Consider the following 20702-nt stretch of genomic DNA (forward strand, 5'->3'; position numbering starts at 1 on the left):
ATGACCATGATTAAAAAAATCCTTGGCGCTCTGGCATTAGCTCTTAGTCTAGGCAGCGTAGCTCACGCTGCCGACGGAGCAATCGAACGCGCCCCTAATCGCATCAATGATTTGCCCGCCTTACAAAATGGCGCTAAGCTATTTGTTAACTACTGTTTAAACTGCCATAGCGCCAATGCTATGCGTTACAACAAGCTCACCGAAATCGGTCTAACCGAAGAAGAAATCAAGAAAAACTTGCTTTTCACTACGGACAAAGTCGGTGACACCATGTCTATTGCTATGCGTCCAGCAGACAGTAGCAAGTGGTTTGGTACCACGCCTCCTGATCTCTCCGTTATTGCTCGCGCAAAATCGGTTAACTTAGGCCCTAGCGGTACCGATTACATTTACAGCTATTTACGTACTTTCTACCGTGACGCAGCCCGTCCTACAGGTTGGGATAACGTCGTTTTCCCAAGCGTAGGTATGCCTCATGCCATGTGGGAACTCCAAGGCCCCGTTACGGCACAACGTACAAAAGTCGGTTTGACCAATGTAGATGGCAAGGAACAATGGGTGCGCACCGTCACTGATATTGATCAGTTTGGTTTTCATACCCAAAGCTCCGAAGTCTTAACCAATTACAACGGCGATGACTCTGAAACTGTGGTGGTGACCCCTGTTGATCCCGATCGTCAGGCTCAGTTTGATAATGATGTCGCTGACCTTAGCAACTTTCTTGCTTGGATGGCTGAACCGGTACAAACACTACGCAAACAAATTGGTGCTGGTGTCATGGTATTTCTTTTCTTGTTCTTCTTCGTCGCATGGCGTCTGAACAAAGAATACTGGAAAGACATCAAATAAACGCTTTGCTTGCTATTCGTTACGCGCGCCTGCCTTTCTACAAGGCAGGCCGCCTTTCTGTTTAAAGCCCTCGGCTTTTTTGCTTTTTTTTCACGACTGGAATCCATACTATGATGGTGCTCTACTCTGGAACTACTTGTCCCTTTTCACAACGCTGTCGTTTTGTGTTGTTCGAGAAAGGCATGGACTTCGAGGTTCGCGATATCGACTTGTACAACAAACCTGAAGATATTTCGGTCATGAACCCGTACGGCCAGGTACCTATTCTGGTCGAGCGTGAACTCATTTTGTACGAATCCAATATCATCAATGAATACATCGATGAGCGCTTCCCTCATCCGCAGCTAATGCCTGCTGATCCCACGATGCGTGCTCGTACCCGTTTATTTTTGTTTAATTTTGAGCGCGAGCTGTTTACCCAAGTGTCTTTACTTGAAGACCGCAACGAAACTGACCCCAAAGCCCAAGAACAAGCGCGTCAAAAAATTCGTGACGGGTTGGCACAACTTGCTCCTATCCTCACTAAAAACAAATACATGCTCGGCGAAGAATTCTCTATGTTAGATGTGGCTATTGCTCCGTTACTTTGGCGCTTAGACCACTACGGTATTGAATTGCCTAAATCTGCTGCACCGATTCAAAAATACGGTGAGCGTGTGTTCTCACGCCCTGCCTTTATCGAAGCCTTAACCCCTTCTGAAAAAGTAATGCGTCGTTAATATGTCAGCTAACGAAACCTCTACCAAACCCTATTTGCTACGCGCCTTGCACGACTGGTGTACCGATAACGGTTACACCCCACATATCGTGGTTCAAGTCGATGAAAATACGGTGGTGCCTCTAGCCCATGTTCAAGAAGGTCAAATCACTTTAAACATCGGGCTACTTGCTACTAACCAGCTCATACTAGGCAACGATTACATCGAATTCCAAGCCCGTTTTAACGGGGTGACCGAAGACATCTTTGTTCCGGTAGCAGCCGTTTCCGCTATTTTTGCACGCGAAACAGGGGCTGGAATGGGGTTTGAAATAAGCCCATCCGCACCGTATACCGACGAGGGCGCGCCAACAGAACCGCCTCACGATGACCCCGATCCCAAAGGGCCCGCCCCAGATCGAGGTCATCTACGTATCGTTAAATAATGAAAAAATGCCAATCCCTTTGGGTTGGCATTTTGCTTTTTGGTCGCTATATTTAAACTAAGAAACTAAAACCCGTACTTTTAGCTTCTTAAATGAAAAAAGCGCCGCGTTGCTATCGCTTATTGTCCACACTACGACTTCTGCCACCGCAGCACAGCATAAAGTCAAACTACTGATCGGGTTTATTGTGAAAATATTCAAGCAAACCAGTCTTAACCCCCCCGTCTTTTACTCAGCGGCTCTGCTGATTTTTTTGCTCGTGGGTCTTGCTATTTTTGCTCCTAGTTTCACTCAGCAGCTATTCGAAAATACCCAAAACTGGATACTCGGCAATGTCAGTTGGTTTTATATACTGACCGTCGCCATTATTTTGCTGTCTACAATCTTTTTAGCGATTAGCCGTTATGGTGATATTAAGCTAGGTCCTGACCACTCTGCCCCCGATTTTAAAGACATGACCTGGTTTGCCATGTTGTTCTCTACGGGCATGGGCATTGGGCTCATGTTCTTTGGCGTGGCAGAGCCGGTTATGCATTTTCTCAGCCCTCCGGTGGGCGATGGAGGCACCATAGAGGCGGCACGTAATGCCATGAGCATCACGTTCTTTCATTGGGGCCTACATGCGTGGTCTATTTATGCCATTGTGGGGCTAATTTTAGCTTTCTTCTCGTATCGACATGGCTTGCCCCTAAAGCTAAGCTCCGCGCTTTACCCTCTAATCGGCGACCATATTCATGGCAAGCCCGGTCAAGCAGTGGATACCTTTGCGGTTCTTGGTACGGTGTTCGGGGTTGCTACTTCATTGGGTTTTGGTGTGGCGCAAATCAATAGTGGTCTTAGCTACTTATTTGATTTCCCCTTTACCATCTACAGCCAGATTACCCTTATTATTATTGCCTGTGGTTTAGCCACGGTTTCCGTAGCAAGTGGTTTAGATCGGGGCATTAAAATCCTCTCAGAGCTCAACCTGGGCTTTGCGTTTTTGTTATTACTTTTCGTACTTATCTTAGGGCCAACCGTCTTTTTGCTCCAGACCTTTGTGCAAAACACGGGCTCCTATTTATCCGATCTAATCACCTCCACTTTTAACCTATATGCTTACGAGCCCAACGACTGGATCGGCGGTTGGACGTTATTTTATTGGGGGTGGTGGCTTGCCTGGTCACCCTTTGTCGGTTTGTTTATTGCTCGTATTTCTCGGGGCCGTACCATCCGTCAATTTGTTTCAGGTGTCCTACTCGTTCCGGCTGGTTTCACATTGCTTTGGATGACCGTTTTTGGCGATACCGCTATTTATTATATTTTGGTTGAAGGCCTGACCGACTTTGGTGTCGTCGTACAAGCCGATACCTCGCAAGCCCTTTTTGTCTTCCTAGAGGAAATGCCGCTGACTAGCATTACCTCTATTCTGGCGTTGATGATGGTCATTGTTTTCTTTGTCACCTCGGCTGACTCAGGGGCGTTGGTCATCGACCTATTAGCCTCAAAGGAAAACATGCCTTCACCCGTTTGGCAACGTATTTTCTGGTCAGCTCTCACAGGTTTAGTAGCCATTGCCCTGCTCTTAGCTGATGGCTTGCAAGCGCTGCAAACCGCCACTATTGCTACCGCTTTTCCTTTTTCCATTATTTTGTTGCTGTCTATTTTTGGCTTGTTTAAAGCCTTGCGCACCGATGCCACCAAACGCCAAATCCGCTACCAAACGGTGGCACGCACGCAAACAGGGGTGCCTGGTCAGCCGTGGCAAAAACGTTTACGCAACTTAATTGTTATGCCGCAACAGGACCAAGTGGTGCGCTTTATTAACCTTACGGCTGCGCCTGCCATGAAAGCCGTCAGCGAGGAACTGAGTAAAGCTGGTTTTGATGTCCAAGTTCAACAACAGCTTTCCGATGCGGGCGATGCCGAAGGGTGGTCGCTATGTGTGGCGCATCATGGCGAATACCAAGACTTTCAATATACGGTGCGACCTATTGCAGAATCTCGGCCTACGCTTACTCCGGCGGATGCTAAGCGCCCTGAAAACCAGATCTATTACCGCGCCGAGGTCCATTTAGCCGAAGGCGGTCAAGACTACGATATTATGGGTTGGGCCGAGGACGAAGTGATCAACGATATTCTTGATCAGTACGAGCGTCATCGTCACTTCCTTCACATGGTCCACGACACTGACCCTCTAACCAGCGAATAAATATTCTGGCTTTGTTAAAAAAGCATAGACTACAGGCCTCACTAAAAAGTGAGGTCTTTCTCCTTTAGCTAACCTGATAGATTAAAAGTTGCTTTTTTAAAAATCCGCCTTTATAATATCTTTTTTAGCCGGCTTAGCTCAGTTGGTAGAGCAGCGCACTTGTAATGCGAAGGTCGAGGGTTCAACTCCTTTAGCCGGCACCAGATACAAACAAAACGCCAATCCTTCGGGGTTGGCGTTTTGTTTTTCTAACCCATCGTAACCACGCGCATTTCAAAGCATTATGGATCTCAGTACTATCACACTCATTATTGCTGGCGCTGTTATTGCTGGTTTTGTCCAAGGGCTATCCGGCTTTGCGTTTAGCATGGTGGCCATGTCTTTTTGGGCTTGGGCTGTAGACCCGAAAATTGCAGCGGTTTTGGCCGTATTTGGCGCGTTAACCGGGCAAGTGTTAGCCGTCTTTTCTGTACGTCGGGAATTTAATCCTTCGTTACTGGCTCCTTTTGTAGTGGGTGGGTTGTGTGGCATTCCTTTAGGTGTGTGGGTATTACCGTTATTAGACAGCAACTGGTTTAAAGTTTTTATTGGCGCGCTATTAATACTATGGTGTCCAATTATGCTTTTTTCCAAAACCATTCCCACCCCCAAGCCCACTTACCCCCTAGTCAACGGGTTTATTGGCATTTTAGGTGGGGTCATGAGCGGTTTAGGCGGCTTTGCTGGAGCTATTCCTACCTTATGGTGTTATGTGCGGGGGTACGACCGCCATACTCAGCGTGCTGTTATTCAAAATTTTAACTTGGCTATTCTCAGCGTTACCATGGTGACGTATTTAGCTACCGGCTTGGTCACCGCCTCGGTCTTGCCGCTGTTAGCCATCGTTTTACCTGCGATGTTGATTCCTACTCTATTAGGCACGCGAATTTACAAATACATTAGCGATGCTGTTTTTAGAAAGGTGGTGCTTAGCTTGCTTATTGGTTCTGGCCTAGCGCTCCTTAGCTCGGCCATTCCTCAGCTGCTTTTCTGTTGACATCCTCCCCCGCTTAAAGGCCGGGGATTCCTACGGCGCTCAAGGGAGGCGTTGAGCCGTCCCAGAGTCGCTTCGGTGGGTTCCTGCTGCTGGCGGCATGACTGCACCGCTCACTTCACAGGCGAACTGGGCGTGTCCCGCCCTTAATACATTGATCGCACCAACCTCATCGGCGTTTTCCTCGACACCACACTCAACACATCGGAACTGCGCTTGCGTAAGGCGATTTGCTTTGCTGCAATGCCCACATTCAGGGCAGGTCTGGCTGGTGTAGTGCGGAGGCACAGCGACAAGCCACCCCTCTGCCCACGCCATTTTGTAGTCTAGCTGACGGCGGAACTCGAACCAGCCTTGATCCAAGATGGTTTTATTCAGACCGGACTTGGCCCGAACGTTTCGCCCCGGTTGCTCGGTGGTGCCTGCTGCCGACTGGCTCATGTGGCTTACCTTTAAATCCTCGATACACACCATCGCGTGGTTTCGGCAGAAAGATACGACTGTTTTCCTGATCGAGTTTGCAGCCTTGCGGGTAGCGGAAACGGTCTGACTGGCCTTTTTTCTTGAAGCGGGGAAAAGCCGCATGCTTTTCAAAGAAGTTTTTGTAGGCACGCTCGAGGTCTTTAAGCGTTTGTTGCAAGCACTGGCTTGGTGAGTGTTTCAGCCATTCGGTTTCCTTATCCTTCTTCCAAACGGGCAGGAAATTAGCCAGAACGGTATAGCTGAATTTCGTCGTGCTGTCGGCGGCATAACGGTCTTTTTGCCATGCCAACGCCCTATTGAACACGAAACGACACGCACCGGCAAAGCGGCGCATATCGCGTCGCTGAGCACCGTTGGGCTTGACGTCGTTTCATACTAACAATGATACGTGGCCTAGGGAGAAAAACAACGGCATTAGACGCGGTAGACACTGTGTTTTTAACATGCACGCTCACTTGGTCTTTGTGACAAAGTACCGCCGTGGTGTGTTCACCAAAGAAATTCTTGACGACTTGCGTGACCTCTTTGCGGGCGTCTGTTCGGACTTTGAGGCAGAATTGGTAGAGTTCGACGGTGAGGACGACCATGTTCACTTGTTGGTCAACTATCCCCCCCAGGTCGCCGTGTCGGCACGGGTAAATAGTTTGAAAGGCGTATCAAGCCGGATGATTCGCGAAAAGACGTATCCGAGCCTTCACAACAAACTATGGGGTGGCGCCCTCTGGTCGCCGAGCTACTTTGCCGGAAGCTGGGGCGGTGCGCCTATCGAGATCGTCCGACAATACATTAAGCAACAACAGACGCCAAGCGGATACGAAGACGCTAGCGCGTCCGCGCTATTCATCTCCGCCCTGAACCGCGGGGTTTTCCGCGCGATTTGATAAGTCAGCGGGTTGGCCTGTATTTTTATAGGGGCTCAGTGTCATAATAGGACTTCTTAATTCCTGTTTATGCTTTACCGTTTATGACCACTACCCCTAAAACCCGTCGTCGAGACCAGCACCTAGAGGCCGCTATTCTTGAGGCCACGTGGCAAGAGCTATTGCGCTCGGGTTATGCTGGGTTAACTATGGAGTCGGTGGCGACTGAAGCCGCTACCAGTCGATCCGTATTAGCAAGGCGTTGGGACACCAAAGCCGCTTTGGTTGCCGCCGCAGTACGTGCTCAAATTGAACAGCGTCCATATACGCTTCCTAATTTCAATGCATTACGTCCCGAGCTAGAAGACTACCTAAATCGCGTTTGCGAATTGGCTCCTGTTATTACGATTATCTTTTCGTTGTTGTCCGACTCAAAGTTCAGGGAAACCTACCCTTCGCCCTCTATGTTGCGCGACGCACTTAGCGCTGATCGCTGTGATAATCTTAAGCACATTTTGCAGCGCGCTGCCGATCGTGGCGACATTGCACACCATAAAATCACCCCACCGCTGGAAACCTTGCTGAGTGACCTGATCGGTCACTACATTTTAATCCACAACGAAGCCCCTCCAAAAGCACTGCAACGGGCATGGATTGATGACATTTTTCTGCCGCTTTTGGTTAGCGAATAGGCTGGGTGTGCGATGTGTCTGGGTACGGTTGAACCGTGAATGAAAACCCGAATTGTTGCATTAAAAGCAACAATATTTTGCTTTCAGCCCCTCTAATCAAAGTCTGCGCAATCCCTTAAACTGAAAGCATTAGGTCTTTAACTCAAGAGGTTGCACTATGAATCGCTCCGTAGAACACAGTATCCCTGGGCAAGCCACATCGGATGGAGCCGGCGTTAAGCTCACTCGGTTGTTGCAACACACATTGCAACAGCGTTTAGACCCTTTTTTAATGCTTGATGCCTTTGGCAGCGATAATCCCAATGATTATATTGCCGGGTTCCCTAATCACCCTCACCGCGGTTTTGAAACCATGACCTATATGCTCAAAGGTCGTATGCTGCATCAAGACAGCAGCGGTAACGAAGGGCTGCTTGAGGATGGGGGCATGCAATGGATGAGTGCAGCGCGTGGTGTGATCCACTCGGAAATCCCTCAACAAGAAAACGGCGTTATGGCGGGTTTTCAGCTTTGGGTTAATTTACCTGCGGCCCATAAAATGGATGACCCGTGGTATCGCGACTTTCAGCGCGACGATTTGCCTAGCTACAGCACTGAACACGGTGTAGAAGTGATTGTGTTAGCCGGACAAAGCCAAGACACAAACGGTGCGGTTACGCGTCCCATTACGCAGCCTTTAGTGCTCGACCTGCACCTACCTGCTCATGCCCCGTTTTCTCATCCTGTTCCCGTTACTCATAATGCTTTTTTGGTGGTTTACGAAGGCACGGTCACACTCAATGGTCAGGAGTTAACCCCTCACCACTTGGTCATTTTAGCTAATGACGGAGACCACGTGCAGTTACACGCATCCCAGGACGCAAAAGTGTTGCTGGTAGCGGGTCAGCCCCTTAACGAGCCCATTGTGCAATACGGGCCATTTGTCATGAACACCAATGAGCAAATCCAGCAAGCATTACACGACTTCAGAGCAGGTACGCTGACTCGTTAACTTCGGCTTGCTCCATAAAACCGACCCAGTGCTTGGCAGGGTTGATTTTTGGTTACACATTGAACTCTTTCTCTTTCCTGTTAGGCTAACTAGGTGAATTGATCTTCTTGTACTGATACTGTTGTCGCCTATGATTGACCCCAACGCCCCTAGCCCTACCGCCCAAGCCGCACTACAACAAAACGGCCCTGCTATTTTGCATTTTTTGCAGCAGTACCCGCCTTTTAACCAAATGGAAACACGTCATTTACTGCATTTGGTAGAACATGCTTGGCTACGGTTTTATCGTAAAGGCACGACCATTACCGACGCGAACAACGAGGCAGAACAATACTGGTTTCTGATTCGGCAAGGCTTAGTCCGAGGGGAACGGCCCAACACCCGTTATCCAGATAACACGGAACGCTTTTTACTTACCGTTGGAGACAGCTTTCCAATCGCGGCCATTCTAAGTCAACGCTCAACACGTACGACCTATACCGCCCATGAAGACTGTTTCTGCTTGGTATTAAATGCGGCTGACTTTGTGAAATTGCTACGTATTTCTGAGCCCTTACGCTCCTATGCGATACGGGGGTTTAGTAGCCTGCTTTCTGAACTACAGCAACAAGCTCAAGAGCGTGCTTCGGCCCATTTAGGCGCTGATTATTCTATTCACGATGCGTTGCACTCGTTAATTGTGCATCAGCCCATTAGCTGTTATGCCGATCAAAGCCTGCACGAAGTCCTACAAAGCATGCAACAACATCAAATTGGCAGCATGGTGATTGTGGATGCTGACCAAGCACCGCTTGGCATTTTTACCTTACGAGACTTACGTCGCGTCTTGGCAGCCGACCCAGACAACCTATTTGCGCCCATTGGCGATTTGATGGTGGCAGAGCCCTTAACCCTTCCCCCCAGTGCTAGCGCCTTTGACGCTGCCTTGTTAATGGCGCAGCACCATATTGGTCATCTTTGTGTGGTCGAGAACAAAAAGCTGATAGGTGTTGTGTCGGAGCGAGATTTATTTTCATTACAACGTGTTGATTTAGTGCATTTAGCCCGTTCATTACGTCAGGCACCCTCTATACGCGCCTTACAACAAATCCGCACTGATATTCACCATTTAGTGGATAGCATGTTGGCTCATGGTGCCGACGCTGACCAAATTACCCAGGTGATCACTCAGCTTAACGATCACACCACCTCACGCATTATTGAATTAGTTCTGCGCCAGCATGGCAACCCAGCGCTTGAGTTTAATTGGCTAGTTTTTGGTAGCGAGGCGCGCGGAGAACAAGCGTTAAGCACGGATCAAGACAATGGCATACTGTTTTTAGCCGATACTCCCGACCAAGCCGAACAACACCGTCAGACATTATTGCCTCTAGCCGCCGACATTAATCAGGCCCTAGACCAATGCGGTCTTAGTCTGTGTAAAGGCAATGTCATGGCCAGCAACCCCAAACTTTGTTTGTCCTTAGACGAGTGGCAGGAGCGCTTTGACAGTCTTCTTACCCACCCTGACCCTAAGCATTTGTTGCAAGCCTCGGTGTTTTTTGACCTGCGCCGTGTATGGGGGCCCGATCTAGGCTTCGAGTTATTTCATCAGCAGCTTTTAGCCAAAACAAAAAAAGACGCCCGTTTTTTACGTCGCTTAGCCAAAGCTGCCTTAAATTACCCTTCGGCACCCAGCCAACTACGCCGTTGGCTGGCTCGCACTGTAGGTGCCAGCACCGATACCCACCTTGAGTTAAAGCGGCATGGCTTGTCGCCATTTGTGGATGCAGCTCGGGTGCTCGCCTTATCCGCGCACATCTCCGAGGCCTCCACCCTGCTGCGTTTAGAGCGTTTGGCTGAAAAAGGAATTATCAGCGCTAAAGACGCCGAAGTCTGGTCTGATGCCTACAGATACCTGCAATTACTACGCCTACAATTGCATCAACGCCAAGAGGCTCATCAACAACCGCTAACAAACACCTTAGCTTTGGATGACTTAAACCAACTGCATAGTCGGATGCTACGGGAAGCGCTACGTCAGCTACGCTATCTACAAGCGTTTCTTACTTATCGTTATAGGCTGTAGTGATGCACTGCTCTTGGTGGCAATTCCTCAAGCGGTATTACACCGCCTTTCAATCACAACGCACTGGCTTTCACCCTGATCGCTATGCGCAACAAGTCTTGAATCAAGCCGCGCCGCTTATTCCTGCCGATCAGCCCCTTGGGCACCCCGCGATGGTCTTTGATTTAGAAACGACCGGATTAGACACGCGCACCGATACCGTCATTTCCATTGGGGCTGTGCGCTTAACGGAACAAGGTATTGCGCTGGGCAACAGTTTTTATCAAGTGTTAGACATACAGGTCGATTTACAGGGCGAAAGCCAATTGATTCATGGTTTAACCCAGAAAGACTTAGACAAAGGTTGTGATCCACGTCAAGCGCTATTTGATTTTTTTCACTACAGCCAAAATCACATCTGGCTCGCCTTTCATGCAGAGTTTGATCGACGTATGCTAAAAAATGCGGTGTTACAGCATTTAGGGCTTATTATTGACCCACAACCCATTGATATAGCGTATTTAGCGCCCTTGCTGTTTCCCGAGCTCGCCACCAGCCACAGCAACTTGGACGACTGGCTACAGGTGTTTAATTTGCCTATCTTAGCGCGCCACAATGCGGCTGCCGATGCCTTAGCCACCGCTGAGCTCCTTATGATATTGATAAATAAAGCCCAACAACTGGGCTTTAAAACATGGGGAGAACTACAAAATGCGTGCTTGCAACAACGACAGATCCAACGTTTTTTGAGCTAATCACTTAGGGTTTACATCCCCTAGCTAATCCTTTTATCCACGCTACCATAAAGAAGCAGTCTGTAGCAAAAGTTCATAGCCAATAAATGAATTACAAGGAAAAGGACATGCAACACATTAAAATCTCCCCTGGCAAAGCCTTAGCTGAACAAGCAGAAATCGGACACAATCGCTGGCATCCCGATATTCCCGAGCTCACTAGCGTGAAACCAGGCGAAGAAATTATTCTCGAATGTCTAGATTTTTTAGATGCACAAATTAAAGACAACGATAGCGCCAACGATGTGCGCGATGTCGACTTAACACGAGCTCACCCCCTTACAGGTCCTGTACACGTCGAAGGCGCCGAGCCCGGAGACATTCTCGTTGTTGATTTGCTCGATATTAATTATGTTACCCCCATTGGTTTTTCTGGCGTATTTGCCAAAAACAATGGGGGTTCTTTTTTAGTAGATCATTTTCCCGAAGCCGACAAAGCCATCTGGAATCTCAAGGGTAAATACGCCACTTCACGCCATATTCCAGGCGTGCGCATTGGTGCTATGTTGCACCCAGGGCTAATTGGCACGCTCCCCTCTCACGAGCTGCTGCGGGAATGGAACCGACGCGAAGACGTATTGGTAAAAAAAGGCCAAGCCAACCCTCCACACAAAGACACTGCCGTCCTACGTGGTGTATCAGGTGCCGACTTTGACCGTATGGCCTCAGAGGCTGCACGCACCGTACCGCCACGTGAACACGGCGGTAACCTTGATATTAAAAATCTCACGGTAGGCACGCGTATTTATTTCCCTGTGTATGTTAAAGGTGCAGGCCTTTCTTTAGGCGATCTGCACTTCTCACAGGGGGATGGCGAAATTTCATTCTGCGGTGCTATTGAAATGGACGGTGCAGCGCATTTAGGCTTTGACCTCATCAAAGGGGGAATGGCTAAATACGGTATTACTTCACCTATCTACGTGCCAGGCCGTCACGATGTGCGCTATGACCAGTGGCTAACCTTCACAGGCATTAGCGTAGAAAATGATGTAAACCATTATTTAGATGCTACGGTGGCTTACAAGCAAGCCTGCCTAGCGACGATTGATTACATTACTCGTGTCACTGAACTCAATGCTAGCCAAGCCTACATGCTGCTTACCGCAGCCCCCGTAGAAGGGCGTTACGGTGGGGTGGTTGACTTACCAAACGCCTCTGCTTCGCTGGCTTTGCCTACTGGCATTTTTGATACGAATATCTTGCCCCAAGGGGCATTGAACGAGGCGGCCCACTATGGTCGTCCTGGGGTGCGCTGCACACTAAGCTAACTTCTTTCTCCCTCAGGCCTGCCTAATAAGCAGGCCTAAGCTGTTTCATGCCCATTTACGATTATTTTTGTTCATCTTGTTTTGAAACTAGCAGCCGTTTTTTACCAATGGCACAACGACACGAGCCCAGCTCATGCCCGCATTGCACCAACGGTCAGCTCCAGCTACAAATTACGGCGCCTCGTAGTCTACAATTTAAAGACAGCCTTATGCGTGCGTTAACCCCTCAACAACAACTTGCTGGCACCCAAGCTCAGGGGCCTGGCATGCAATCAGGCATACGTAGCTCTGTACTACATAACTGCAAAGGTCCGTCCTGTTCAGTTTGCGCCACCGCCTAGCTTCCGACTCCTTTATAATTAATCCCAAATAAATAAAGGAGCGCCTATGTCTTTTGCTGCCGTACTGTTTGATTGCGATGGTGTGTTGGTTGATAGCGAGCCGATTAGTTTGGAAATCTTACGCAAAATGGTGGGCGATTTAGGGTGGCAGCTTAGCCCCAGTGAATGCAAACGCCTTTTTTTAGGTAAATCCACCAAAGAAGAAATTCAACTCATAGAAAACCATCTCAACATCAAAATCGATCACGAGTGGCAACAAGCCTTTATCTTGCGTCGCAACCAAGCCTTACGCCAGCACGTAGTCGCTACCCCAGGTATTTATGATTGCTTAAAAGCCATACGTAAACAGTGGCCATTACACGTCGCTTGTGTTTCCGCAGCAGAAAAAAACAAAATTATTCTTCAACTTGATAAAGTGGGCTTAACGGACTTTTTTGATGGGCATATTTTTAGCGGCACTCAAGTCCTACGCAATAAACCTTATCCCGATGTGTATATGGCTACAGCGCAGTCTTTAGGCGTAGAACCCAATCAATGCGCGATTATCGAAGACAGCGTCACAGGCATCACTGCTGGCATCAGTAGCGGTGCCACCGTATTTGCTTATTGCCCAGACGATGAAAACCCCACTCCCCTTCTCGAGGCTGGCGCTCAGCATTATTTTAGGGACATGCGGCTATTACCAGACATATTGCAGCACCACACTAGCAGTAACCCCTAAATAGCGTTTAAAATCTGCACTTTGATGCTTAGGCATTTTAACTAGCTCACGCTCATATCAGTGGCGTGGGCTTTTTTACTATTAAACAGGTCAGAAATGAGTCAGGGGTCCGTCCACTATCCGTGGTTTAAGCGTGAAGACATTGATGCTTTTTTTGCATTATTCCAAAACAACATTGCTAATTTCATTATTATTGCGCTGGCTATGCTTGGCATGGGCTTTAGCCAAGACATCGTCTTTGGTAAAGTCTTGCCGGGTGCAGCTGTCGCGGTCATGACAGGTAACTTTTACTACGCTTACATGGCTAAGCGTTTAGCGCAACGAGAACAACGTACGGATGTCACAGCGTTGTCATATGGGATTAGCACCCCCGTTATGTTCGTGTTTTTATTTGGCGTATTGCTACCAGCAAAAACCATTACGGGCGATGCAGACCTGGCTTGGAAAATCGCCGCTGGCGCTTGTTTTCTAAGCGGCATCATTGAAGTGCTGGTATCGTTAACCGGCCGTTGGATGCAACGAAATTTACCACGCGCAGCTATGTTAGGGGCTGTGGCAGGGGTCGCCATGACCTTTATTGGTGGTGAAATGCTCTTTAAGACGTTCGAAATGCCTCTTTTAGGGCTAGTGGTATTAGGCATTATTATCGTGGGCATTATCGGTCGTGTTGTTATGCCTTTTCGCCTATCCCCCACCTTTTTTGCCATTTTGATTGGTACCGTACTCGCCTATACCTTACGTCAGGCCGACCCCAATAATATTCACGAAGGTTTAGAGCACCTTGGCTTTTACCCACCCATGTTTACCATGGCTGCCTTTGAAGGTATGGGTTTACTCTTTACCAGTATGGTGGGCGTGCTTACCGTGGTCTTGCCTATCACTCTTTACAACGCCATCGAGACCATGAATAACGTGGAAACCATGAAAGTGTTGGGTGATGAGTATGATGTACGTGAGTGTCAGGCTGTAGACGGCATCGGTACGGCTTTGGGTGCTTTGTTTGGTGGCCTGTTCCCCACTACCGTCTATATTGCCTCAGCAAGCTCCAAGTGGATGAATGCTGGCCGAGGTTACAGTATTGCTAACGGCGTGGTTTACCTTTTAGCCACTACCTGTGGGTTAATTGCTGCGTTGGCTGCCATTATTCCTGTGGCCGTGGTGTCCCCGATTTTGGTTTTTGTGGGTATTTCCATGGTGGCAACGGCCTATCAAGCCAACGCCAAACGCTATTATCCCGCGGTGGCACTAGCGATGTTGCCTTATTTTGGTAACTACTTGATGACTCGTTTTGGCAATAAAGCCAGTGAGGTCGTAGAAGGCATTTCTTCAGGCATTGTGCCTTTAGGCCAAGGCGCTATGTTTACGGCCATGATGATTGGAGCCATGACGGTCTGCATTATTGATCACAACTTCCGTCGTGCCGCTGTGTTCAGTTTTATTACCGCTTTCTTGTCTTTTATCGGCTTAATTCATGCTCCGCACCTAGGGTGGAATGCCGCGCCTGACTTCACGCTAGGCTACATTATTCTTGGTGTGTTTTTCCTTTACTTTACGGTAGTTAAACCCACCATCTTGCCGGCCCCCCCTGCTCTCTTTAGTTTACGCAGTGACGATGATGACCACCCTCAAAGTTCGCCTCGTAAAGATTAATAGCTAATAAAAACGCCCTACTAGGGGCGTTTTTTGTGATGGCTTGAGTCACCACTAATCGGTTTCATCATCTAAATGCATCTTGTGCACGATCCGATGAATGAGTGGTGCAGCCACTACGCCGATAAGGGCAGCAAACAGCACCCCCACAAACAACCCATAAAAAGCAAAAAACAACTTGCCGCCGTAGCTTTCAGGGTGAAACGCTGTGCCCATACCCCCCATAATCATTGAGCTATTCAGCAGTGCATCGTGAAAGTGAATGCTTTCAAAATACATATGCCCTAAGGCCCCAATTACAATAGTAATAAAGCTAATTAAAAATGCGGCAGCGATATGCCAAAAGCAACGCATCATAAAGGCTTTCGTGCTGATAGGGGCTTCTTGTTTAGATTCGTACATGAGAAAAAAGAATGAAATACATCATAGACTAACGTTTACGTGTTTATACCCCACTACCCTCATGGGTTGAGGGCATGCTAACCGAGTGCGCCGACTCCGACGACGCTTGCTGCTCAAGCAGCGCGGCTAACTCATCAACAGCCAGCTCGCGGCGAGCGCTCGCTACGTGTTTATGATGCAGCGCCGACCATTCGGGAAAAGCCCGTGCTTGAGTTAGGACTTCGGGAAGCTCGCCAGAACGCCAATTAATGGGCGTAGCGTTTTTTTGTTCTGTAGCGTGTAAAGAGGTCTGTGCCCGAGAGATAGCAATGGGTGTTTGCGCTGCGTGACCGCGTTGGGCTAAGGCATTAATAAGGGCCGTTTCACGCAAGGCCAAAACGCGTATGACACTATCGTCTACCGTTAATTCAGACTCGCCACGCCATTTGTTAATTAGTCGTTGCCCCCATTTGTCTACCCCTTGCCATAACCCACCTGCTGCGGCCCCAATTAACGTGCCTGTGCCTAGGCTTAGCCCAGCAGTGAGTAAATCAAAGGTAGCACCCGCCATAGCGCCAGCAGCCACCCCTTTACCGACTTGGATGCCGAGCTCTTTCATGACCTCTGGGTGAAAAAGATCTGTTTCCCAACGGCAGCCCTCAAGAGCAATATCACTGGGTAGGTAATCACGCGTGGTGAAATTAAAGCGACGCAATAATGACTTCACACAGGCCTCTTCCCGCAAACGGATTGTTTCATGAAGGGCACGAACATTTTGTTCTAAGAGCTCACGTTGTGATGGGCTGACTAGACGTAGCGCCGTTACATCGATGAGAAGCTCAGCTAAAAGACGCCACGCGTCTTTGAGTCGTTGTTGACGTTGCTGCTCTACATCCGCACTTAGGCTATGCAATTGCTGACTGTGACGTGCGGGCACTAAAAGAGCGAGCTTTTCATACAACTGTGCTTCGCCGTTTAATGCGGGGGCTACGGTATCAAACTCTGCCAAAGCATGTAGGCCTAAGGCCGCTAAAGCCGCCCGCCACTCATCAATGCGTTGGTCGGGACTACGAGTAAAGTTCAGTACCGGCAAAATGGGCTTACCCGCCATCACTAAAATTTTCAGCTCATCTTTATGTTTAGCTAAAACCGGATCACGCACATCAACCACATACAACGCTACGTCGCTGTGCAGAAGCTGACGCAAAACACGGGCTTCTTGCTCAAAACGCTCTTGGGCTTCGGGAGCTTGCAAAAAACGCTCGATATACTGCGGCGGATCCATGCCGTCGTGCTCTAAGGCTAATCGCTGTAGATAATCAAACAACGCCATGCTGTCTTCCATGCCAGGCGTGTCAAAAAGCTCGATCAGCTCATTGGAAGACAATCGTAAGCGCACCCCTTCCACATGACGTGTGGTGCCAGGGCTATTACGTACCTCACCAAAATGCGTATCACGTGTGAGAGTACGTAGTAGCGAGGTTTTACCCGTATTCGTATGACCGACTACAGCGAGTCGAAGCGGAGCAAACTCAGGATTCATGGTGATTGTGTAACTCAAAGAACAACGTGTTTATGTCTGTGTACACCGATTCAAAATCTGCTTTTTGTAAACGGGTGCGCCAAGCGTCTAATCGATCAGGGCCTTGGTTTGCATTGATTAAATACACAGAGGCAAAGTCGCTATAACTGGCGAGCTCGGCTAACCATGCCATCACCCCTCGGTCAGGGGTTTGGGCGGCATCGACACATAACACCACATGGGCATAGTGATGATGCGTTAACTGGGTTAGCAACTGGGCGCGTTGTTCACGGCTATCAACCAAACCCGCATCCTCCCAACCACTAGGCAACTCAAAGGGTGGCCAAGGTTGATCAGAGGGCAGCTCTATACCTATAACCTGTGTTTTAGCTGTTAGAGCAGGGCGTTGGATGGGCTCGGGGGCAAGCGCCACCTGATCCGCCCCCGCCACGGCATCAACCCCTACATATTCAGCCACAGGCAATAAGCGTGGGCGTAACTCTATCAAGCCGACTTGATCCGTATGCACACGCACCTGCCGCAGGTTTTTGCTTAAGTACCCATAACAGACCCCCAGAGCGACTAGACGAGGCAGTACACCATATGCCACCACACACCCCACTAGCCAACTGGACCACTGCACCTGTACGGCACTAGGCACAACCTGTAAGCCATCGCTTAAACGAATCATCTCGGGGCTGGGTGTACTAAAGCCCAACCAACTAGGCAGCCAACCTAAAGCCTGTACCACTAAAACAAAACTATCGGCGCTTAGAAGTGTGGTTTCCCAGTTAAAGCTATAACGCTTTGCGGCGAGCAGCACCAACACCGTCGACAACATGGTCAATAAACCTAACACCCAAGCGGTGTGGTTGATTACGCTTAATAACCATTGTGCTAAACGCTGTTTGGTTAATACATTTAAATAGGCATTAAAAAGTAGTGCCTGGTCTGGGCCTTTGACAATACGCTGGCTCAGCCAAAGCCACAATTGACTGACCCCTATGCCTGCGCGCTGTTCTGATCGTGTGCTAAAAAGCAAAGCAACTAACCACACCACCAAACTAAAAGTGGGTAAGGCTAACAGTGTCACCATAGCCCAGAGCACATTGACGCGCCCATCTACTGCATTGAATGCACCAAATGCGGCGCCAGCCCCAAGCACCATAAAAAGGGCAAACACAAACCAGAGGCACCAACGCATAAAGCGCCAAAGGTGCTGCTGTTTTTGCGGCCATTGTTCGCGCTCACTTAATAGCTGTGCACGCAGCAGCATCCGGTCTTCGAGGCTACCGCCAGCCGCAATAACGCGCCGTACCTCGACTGCATCCTCAATAGGGCCCCATTGGCTTTCTTTTAAGCGCACAGCCTCTAACAGCCAATACGGCACTAAATCCGATGTTTTTTTCCACATAGTTACTTACATTATCACGGGCTCGTTGGGTAATACATTTTGGTCCGTATCTCCTAGGGGCGCGTGGGTTTTTAAAATCAGCTCTATCTCATCAACGGCAGCAAGTAAGCCTTCTATATAGTCACCTTGGGCAAAGCGGCGTTCTAAAGCGCTACAGACTTGATGCCAGGCGGCGTTGCTAGCACTAATGCCGCGGTCGGCAATAATTTCAATCGCACGCTGATCTAACGCAATGTAGAGTAATACCCCACTATTTAAGGGGGTATCCCATACACGTAATCGCCCATATACCTCTAGTGCACGTAAATGGGCATTAGGCTCGTGACTTGGCATCACGGCCTCAATGGCTAAAATTAGTTCGCCGGTGTGACTGGCCTCGCTATTTTTAATGCGTTCTGCCACATGTGCTAGGACCTCTTCGTCAAAATGACGCCGACGTAGCCATTGCCCCTCTAGGGCAGAATAACCCGTGATTTTTTTGAAGGTAGTTTTCATCGTTTATCCTTTTACCAACCACCAGAAGCGCCGCCGCCACCACTGCTACCACCGCCGCCGCCACCAAAGCCGCCACCACCAAAACCACCACCGCCGAAGCCACCACCACCGCGACCGCCCCCAAAGCCACCCAAGCCGCCGCCTAAGCCTCCTAAGGTTGCCCCACGTCTGGACGCACGGCCCGAGTTCCCTCGAGAACGTGGCCCCATAAATTTACCCACTAAGGACAACATAACAGCGGCCATCACACAAACCAATGAAATTAATACACTGCCAAACGCAAAGAAGGTAAAAATTCCCGTAATTAGTGCCGCTGCTAAAGGAGGTAATACCCATGCAAATAACACTAAGGGAAACAACACAAACAGTGGGGGTGAGTCCTCGTCGTCCCAGATGCCGTCTTGGGTAGGAGGCGGGGGCAAATCCTCGCCTTGAACCAAGGCAATGAGCTGGTCTACCCCTGCATTAATGCCCGCCACATAATCATTTTGTACAAAATAGGGGGTGATGTACTCACGAATGATGCGGCCTGCTTGCAAGTCAGTGACGGCGCCCTCTAGACCATACCCCACCTCTATGCGTAAACGCCTATCGTCTTTGGCGACCACCAATAAAATGCCGTCATCGACTTTTTTGCGCCCCACACGCCACGCATCGTAAACACGGCGCGTGTACTGATCGATGGCTTCGCCCTCGGTGGTGGGTACCATTAACACAAAAAGTTGCGCACCCTTGGTTTGCTCTAACTGTTGCAAGCGTTGGGTTAAGGCTTGTTTTTCCGCAGCAGAGAAAGTGCCTGTGGTATCTACCACCCAATTATCTAAGGTAGGGATAGATGGTGTTTGAGCCCAGGCCACACTGTTTACAAAAAAACAGCACACCAACATCCACAAAAACAGGCTGTGTTTAATGAACTGCTGTGCACGATTGCTTGGTAGATAATGACTCATACGCCCCTCTATGCCTGTGATAAGTACGTGTTACTGTGCAGGTTGACTTGTAGGTAAATCAAACCGTACCTCTGGGTTGCGAGTGATTTCCGATTCGCGATCTACCCCGTAGTTTTCCTTTACTTTATAGCCAAAAATTTTAGCGGTTATTAGCGTTGGGAACTGTCTTATGTACAAGTTGTATTCTTGAACGGCTTGAACAAAACGCCCGCGCTCGGTAGCAATACGGTTTTCTGTGCCCTCAAGCTGAGTCATTAAGTCACGCACTAGCCCATCGCTTTTTAGTTGGGGATAATTTTCCGACACCGCCATTAAACGCGATAAAGCAGAGGACAGCTCACCTTGCGCTTGAGAGAAACGACGCATTAACTCGGGGTTATCTAAATCGTCCACTTTCAAATTGATTTGACCCACTTTGGCTCTGGCCTCGGTCACATCTGTCAGTACCGTACGCTCGTTAATCATATAGGCATTGACAGAGCTAACTAGCTTTGGCACGAGGTCAGCACGACGCTCGTATTGGTTTAATGTTTGTGACCACGCCGCCTTTACTTGCTCATCAAGGCGTTGTATGTCGTTATAACCACAACCGGATAACAGCACCGCCGTGATGCTTAACCACAGCCAACGTAAGTAGGTTTTCATAATCGCTTCCTATAAAAACAGGCGTCTTTCTGACGCATATCATCAAAGTAGTGTTTAGATTAAACGCCTGACACAGGCTCATCAAGCCAAAAATTATTAAGATTATGTGAGTTTTTATCTAACTCTTAGCTATTTAACGCTATAATAGTTTTTTGCGTAACACACCAATCATTACGTTTCTCTAGCAGGTCTTACCCTGCATTGGCATCTTCGCCATCAACCTCATTCTGTC

General features: G+C 48.9%; 21 protein-coding genes, 1 tRNA gene and 1 pseudogene. 15 read left to right on the forward strand and 8 right to left on the reverse strand.

Going from position 1 to position 20702, the window contains the following annotated elements:
- The 6 genes from GGR41_RS07375 (at window position 1) to GGR41_RS07400 (ending at window position 5219) form a co-directional block, all read left to right on the forward strand.
- A complete protein-coding gene (locus tag GGR41_RS07375) occupies window positions 1-849 on the forward strand; it encodes a cytochrome c1 (protein WP_167661323.1) in 849 nt (282 codons plus the stop codon).
- A gap of 110 nt (window positions 850-959) precedes the next feature.
- Window positions 960-1568 carry a glutathione S-transferase N-terminal domain-containing protein gene (locus GGR41_RS07380; RefSeq protein WP_077734205.1) on the forward strand — a complete coding sequence of 203 codons (609 nt, stop codon included), beginning with the start codon at window positions 960-962 and terminating at the stop codon, window positions 1566-1568.
- A gap of 1 nt (window position 1569) precedes the next feature.
- Entirely contained in the window at window positions 1570-1992 is a 423-nt protein-coding gene (locus tag GGR41_RS07385) for a ClpXP protease specificity-enhancing factor (protein WP_167661324.1), read from the forward strand.
- A gap of 187 nt (window positions 1993-2179) precedes the next feature.
- A complete protein-coding gene (locus GGR41_RS07390) occupies window positions 2180-4183 on the forward strand; it encodes a BCCT family transporter (RefSeq protein ID WP_167661684.1) in 2004 nt (667 codons plus the stop codon).
- Window positions 4184-4310: 127 nt separating this feature from the next.
- Window positions 4311-4386, forward strand: a tRNA-Thr gene (locus GGR41_RS07395).
- Between the two features lie 80 nt (window positions 4387-4466).
- Window positions 4467-5219 carry a sulfite exporter TauE/SafE family protein gene (locus tag GGR41_RS07400; RefSeq protein ID WP_167661325.1) on the forward strand — a complete coding sequence of 251 codons (753 nt, stop codon included), beginning with the start codon at window positions 4467-4469 and terminating at the stop codon, window positions 5217-5219.
- A 39-nt stretch (window positions 5220-5258) separates the two neighbouring features.
- On the opposite strand, the gene GGR41_RS13315 is transcribed toward GGR41_RS07400, so the two are convergent.
- Window positions 5259-5657, reverse strand: coding sequence for an RNA-guided endonuclease InsQ/TnpB family protein (locus tag GGR41_RS13315; RefSeq protein ID WP_373868048.1), 399 nt, complete (start codon window positions 5655-5657; stop codon window positions 5259-5261).
- Window positions 5587-6033, reverse strand: coding sequence for a helix-turn-helix domain-containing protein (locus GGR41_RS13320; RefSeq protein ID WP_373868049.1), 447 nt, complete (start codon window positions 6031-6033; stop codon window positions 5587-5589). Before GGR41_RS13320 ends, GGR41_RS13315 begins: the two co-directional genes overlap by 71 nt.
- Window positions 6034-6058: 25 nt before the next feature.
- Here GGR41_RS13320 and tnpA point away from each other — a divergent pair.
- The 9 genes and pseudogenes from tnpA to GGR41_RS07450 form a co-directional block, all read left to right on the forward strand.
- Window positions 6059-6505, forward strand: a pseudogene (gene tnpA / locus GGR41_RS07410) (IS200/IS605 family transposase); the annotation flags it as partial.
- Between the two features lie 158 nt (window positions 6506-6663).
- Window positions 6664-7251, forward strand: a complete 588-nt coding sequence (locus tag GGR41_RS07415) for a TetR/AcrR family transcriptional regulator (protein ID WP_167661326.1) — start codon at window positions 6664-6666, stop codon at window positions 7249-7251.
- Window positions 7252-7408: 157 nt separating this feature from the next.
- A complete protein-coding gene (locus GGR41_RS07420) occupies window positions 7409-8242 on the forward strand; it encodes a pirin family protein (protein WP_167661327.1) in 834 nt (277 codons plus the stop codon).
- A 130-nt stretch (window positions 8243-8372) separates the two neighbouring features.
- Complete coding sequence (locus GGR41_RS07425; RefSeq protein WP_167661328.1) at window positions 8373-10310, forward strand: DUF294 nucleotidyltransferase-like domain-containing protein; 1938 nt, start codon at window positions 8373-8375, stop codon at window positions 10308-10310.
- Between the two features lie 2 nt (window positions 10311-10312).
- A complete protein-coding gene (locus tag GGR41_RS07430; protein WP_167661329.1) occupies window positions 10313-11044 on the forward strand; it encodes a 3'-5' exonuclease in 732 nt (243 codons plus the stop codon).
- 107 nt (window positions 11045-11151) lie between these two features.
- Window positions 11152-12351 carry a formamidase gene (gene fmdA, locus GGR41_RS07435; RefSeq protein WP_167661330.1) on the forward strand — a complete coding sequence of 400 codons (1200 nt, stop codon included), beginning with the start codon at window positions 11152-11154 and terminating at the stop codon, window positions 12349-12351.
- A 47-nt stretch (window positions 12352-12398) separates the two neighbouring features.
- Window positions 12399-12692 carry an FmdB family zinc ribbon protein gene (locus tag GGR41_RS07440; RefSeq protein ID WP_167661331.1) on the forward strand — a complete coding sequence of 98 codons (294 nt, stop codon included), beginning with the start codon at window positions 12399-12401 and terminating at the stop codon, window positions 12690-12692.
- Between the two features lie 46 nt (window positions 12693-12738).
- Window positions 12739-13413: an HAD family hydrolase gene (locus GGR41_RS07445; protein ID WP_167661332.1), complete on the forward strand. Its 675-nt coding sequence runs from the start codon at window positions 12739-12741 to the stop codon at window positions 13411-13413.
- A gap of 96 nt (window positions 13414-13509) precedes the next feature.
- Window positions 13510-15063, forward strand: a complete 1554-nt coding sequence (locus GGR41_RS07450; RefSeq protein ID WP_209279780.1) for a permease family protein — start codon at window positions 13510-13512, stop codon at window positions 15061-15063.
- 54 nt (window positions 15064-15117) lie between these two features.
- On the opposite strand, the gene GGR41_RS07455 is transcribed toward GGR41_RS07450, so the two are convergent.
- From GGR41_RS07455 to GGR41_RS07480, 6 genes are read right to left on the reverse strand one after another with little or no spacing between them, the layout of a single operon-like run.
- Entirely contained in the window at window positions 15118-15465 is a 348-nt protein-coding gene (locus GGR41_RS07455; protein WP_167661333.1) for a hypothetical protein, read from the reverse strand.
- Between the two features lie 43 nt (window positions 15466-15508).
- The gene (locus tag GGR41_RS07460; protein ID WP_167661685.1) at window positions 15509-16987 is read right to left on the reverse strand and encodes a DUF3482 domain-containing protein; all 1479 of its coding nucleotides are present in this window, start codon (window positions 16985-16987) and stop codon (window positions 15509-15511) included.
- Window positions 16977-18380 carry a DUF2868 domain-containing protein gene (locus tag GGR41_RS07465; protein ID WP_167661334.1) on the reverse strand — a complete coding sequence of 468 codons (1404 nt, stop codon included), beginning with the start codon at window positions 18378-18380 and terminating at the stop codon, window positions 16977-16979. The genes GGR41_RS07460 and GGR41_RS07465 overlap by 11 nt, the downstream gene beginning before the upstream one ends.
- A 6-nt stretch (window positions 18381-18386) precedes the next feature.
- A complete protein-coding gene (locus GGR41_RS07470) occupies window positions 18387-18875 on the reverse strand; it encodes a TPM domain-containing protein (protein WP_167661335.1) in 489 nt (162 codons plus the stop codon).
- An 11-nt stretch (window positions 18876-18886) separates the two neighbouring features.
- Window positions 18887-19825 (reverse strand): TPM domain-containing protein, encoded by a 939-nt coding sequence (locus GGR41_RS07475; protein WP_229711222.1) that lies wholly within the window; start codon window positions 19823-19825, stop codon window positions 18887-18889.
- A 30-nt stretch (window positions 19826-19855) separates the two neighbouring features.
- Window positions 19856-20470: a LemA family protein gene (locus tag GGR41_RS07480; RefSeq protein WP_167661336.1), complete on the reverse strand. Its 615-nt coding sequence runs from the start codon at window positions 20468-20470 to the stop codon at window positions 19856-19858.
- Window positions 20471-20702 lie beyond the last annotated feature (232 nt).

Source organism: Paenalcaligenes hominis (genome assembly GCF_011927625.1).
Classification (GTDB): Bacteria; Pseudomonadota; Gammaproteobacteria; order Burkholderiales; family Burkholderiaceae_B; genus Paenalcaligenes; species Paenalcaligenes hominis.

Coding starts and splice junctions, on each gene's coding strand:
- GGR41_RS07375 (WP_167661323.1), top strand. CDS start 1: ATGACCATGATTAAAAAAATCCTTGGCGCTCTGGCATTAGCTCTTAGT.
- GGR41_RS07440 (WP_167661331.1), top strand. CDS start 12,399: ATGCCCATTTACGATTATTTTTGTTCATCTTGTTTTGAAACTAGCAGC.
- GGR41_RS07475 (WP_229711222.1), bottom strand. CDS start 19,825: ATGAGTCATTATCTACCAAGCAATCGTGCACAGCAGTTCATTAAACAC.
- GGR41_RS07385 (WP_167661324.1), top strand. CDS start 1,570: ATGTCAGCTAACGAAACCTCTACCAAACCCTATTTGCTACGCGCCTTG.
- GGR41_RS07465 (WP_167661334.1), bottom strand. CDS start 18,380: ATGTGGAAAAAAACATCGGATTTAGTGCCGTATTGGCTGTTAGAGGCT.
- fmdA (WP_167661330.1), top strand. CDS start 11,152: ATGCAACACATTAAAATCTCCCCTGGCAAAGCCTTAGCTGAACAAGCA.
- GGR41_RS07460 (WP_167661685.1), bottom strand. CDS start 16,987: ATGAATCCTGAGTTTGCTCCGCTTCGACTCGCTGTAGTCGGTCATACG.
- GGR41_RS07425 (WP_167661328.1), top strand. CDS start 8,373: ATGATTGACCCCAACGCCCCTAGCCCTACCGCCCAAGCCGCACTACAA.
- GGR41_RS07445 (WP_167661332.1), top strand. CDS start 12,739: ATGTCTTTTGCTGCCGTACTGTTTGATTGCGATGGTGTGTTGGTTGAT.
- GGR41_RS13320 (WP_373868049.1), bottom strand. CDS start 6,033: ATGCGCCGCTTTGCCGGTGCGTGTCGTTTCGTGTTCAATAGGGCGTTG.
- GGR41_RS07470 (WP_167661335.1), bottom strand. CDS start 18,875: ATGAAAACTACCTTCAAAAAAATCACGGGTTATTCTGCCCTAGAGGGG.
- GGR41_RS07380 (WP_077734205.1), top strand. CDS start 960: ATGATGGTGCTCTACTCTGGAACTACTTGTCCCTTTTCACAACGCTGT.
- GGR41_RS07400 (WP_167661325.1), top strand. CDS start 4,467: ATGGATCTCAGTACTATCACACTCATTATTGCTGGCGCTGTTATTGCT.
- GGR41_RS07480 (WP_167661336.1), bottom strand. CDS start 20,470: ATGAAAACCTACTTACGTTGGCTGTGGTTAAGCATCACGGCGGTGCTG.
- GGR41_RS07420 (WP_167661327.1), top strand. CDS start 7,409: ATGAATCGCTCCGTAGAACACAGTATCCCTGGGCAAGCCACATCGGAT.
- GGR41_RS07455 (WP_167661333.1), bottom strand. CDS start 15,465: ATGTACGAATCTAAACAAGAAGCCCCTATCAGCACGAAAGCCTTTATG.
- GGR41_RS07415 (WP_167661326.1), top strand. CDS start 6,664: ATGACCACTACCCCTAAAACCCGTCGTCGAGACCAGCACCTAGAGGCC.
- GGR41_RS07450 (WP_209279780.1), top strand. CDS start 13,510: ATGAGTCAGGGGTCCGTCCACTATCCGTGGTTTAAGCGTGAAGACATT.
- GGR41_RS07430 (WP_167661329.1), top strand. CDS start 10,313: ATGCACTGCTCTTGGTGGCAATTCCTCAAGCGGTATTACACCGCCTTT.
- GGR41_RS13315 (WP_373868048.1), bottom strand. CDS start 5,657: ATGAGCCAGTCGGCAGCAGGCACCACCGAGCAACCGGGGCGAAACGTT.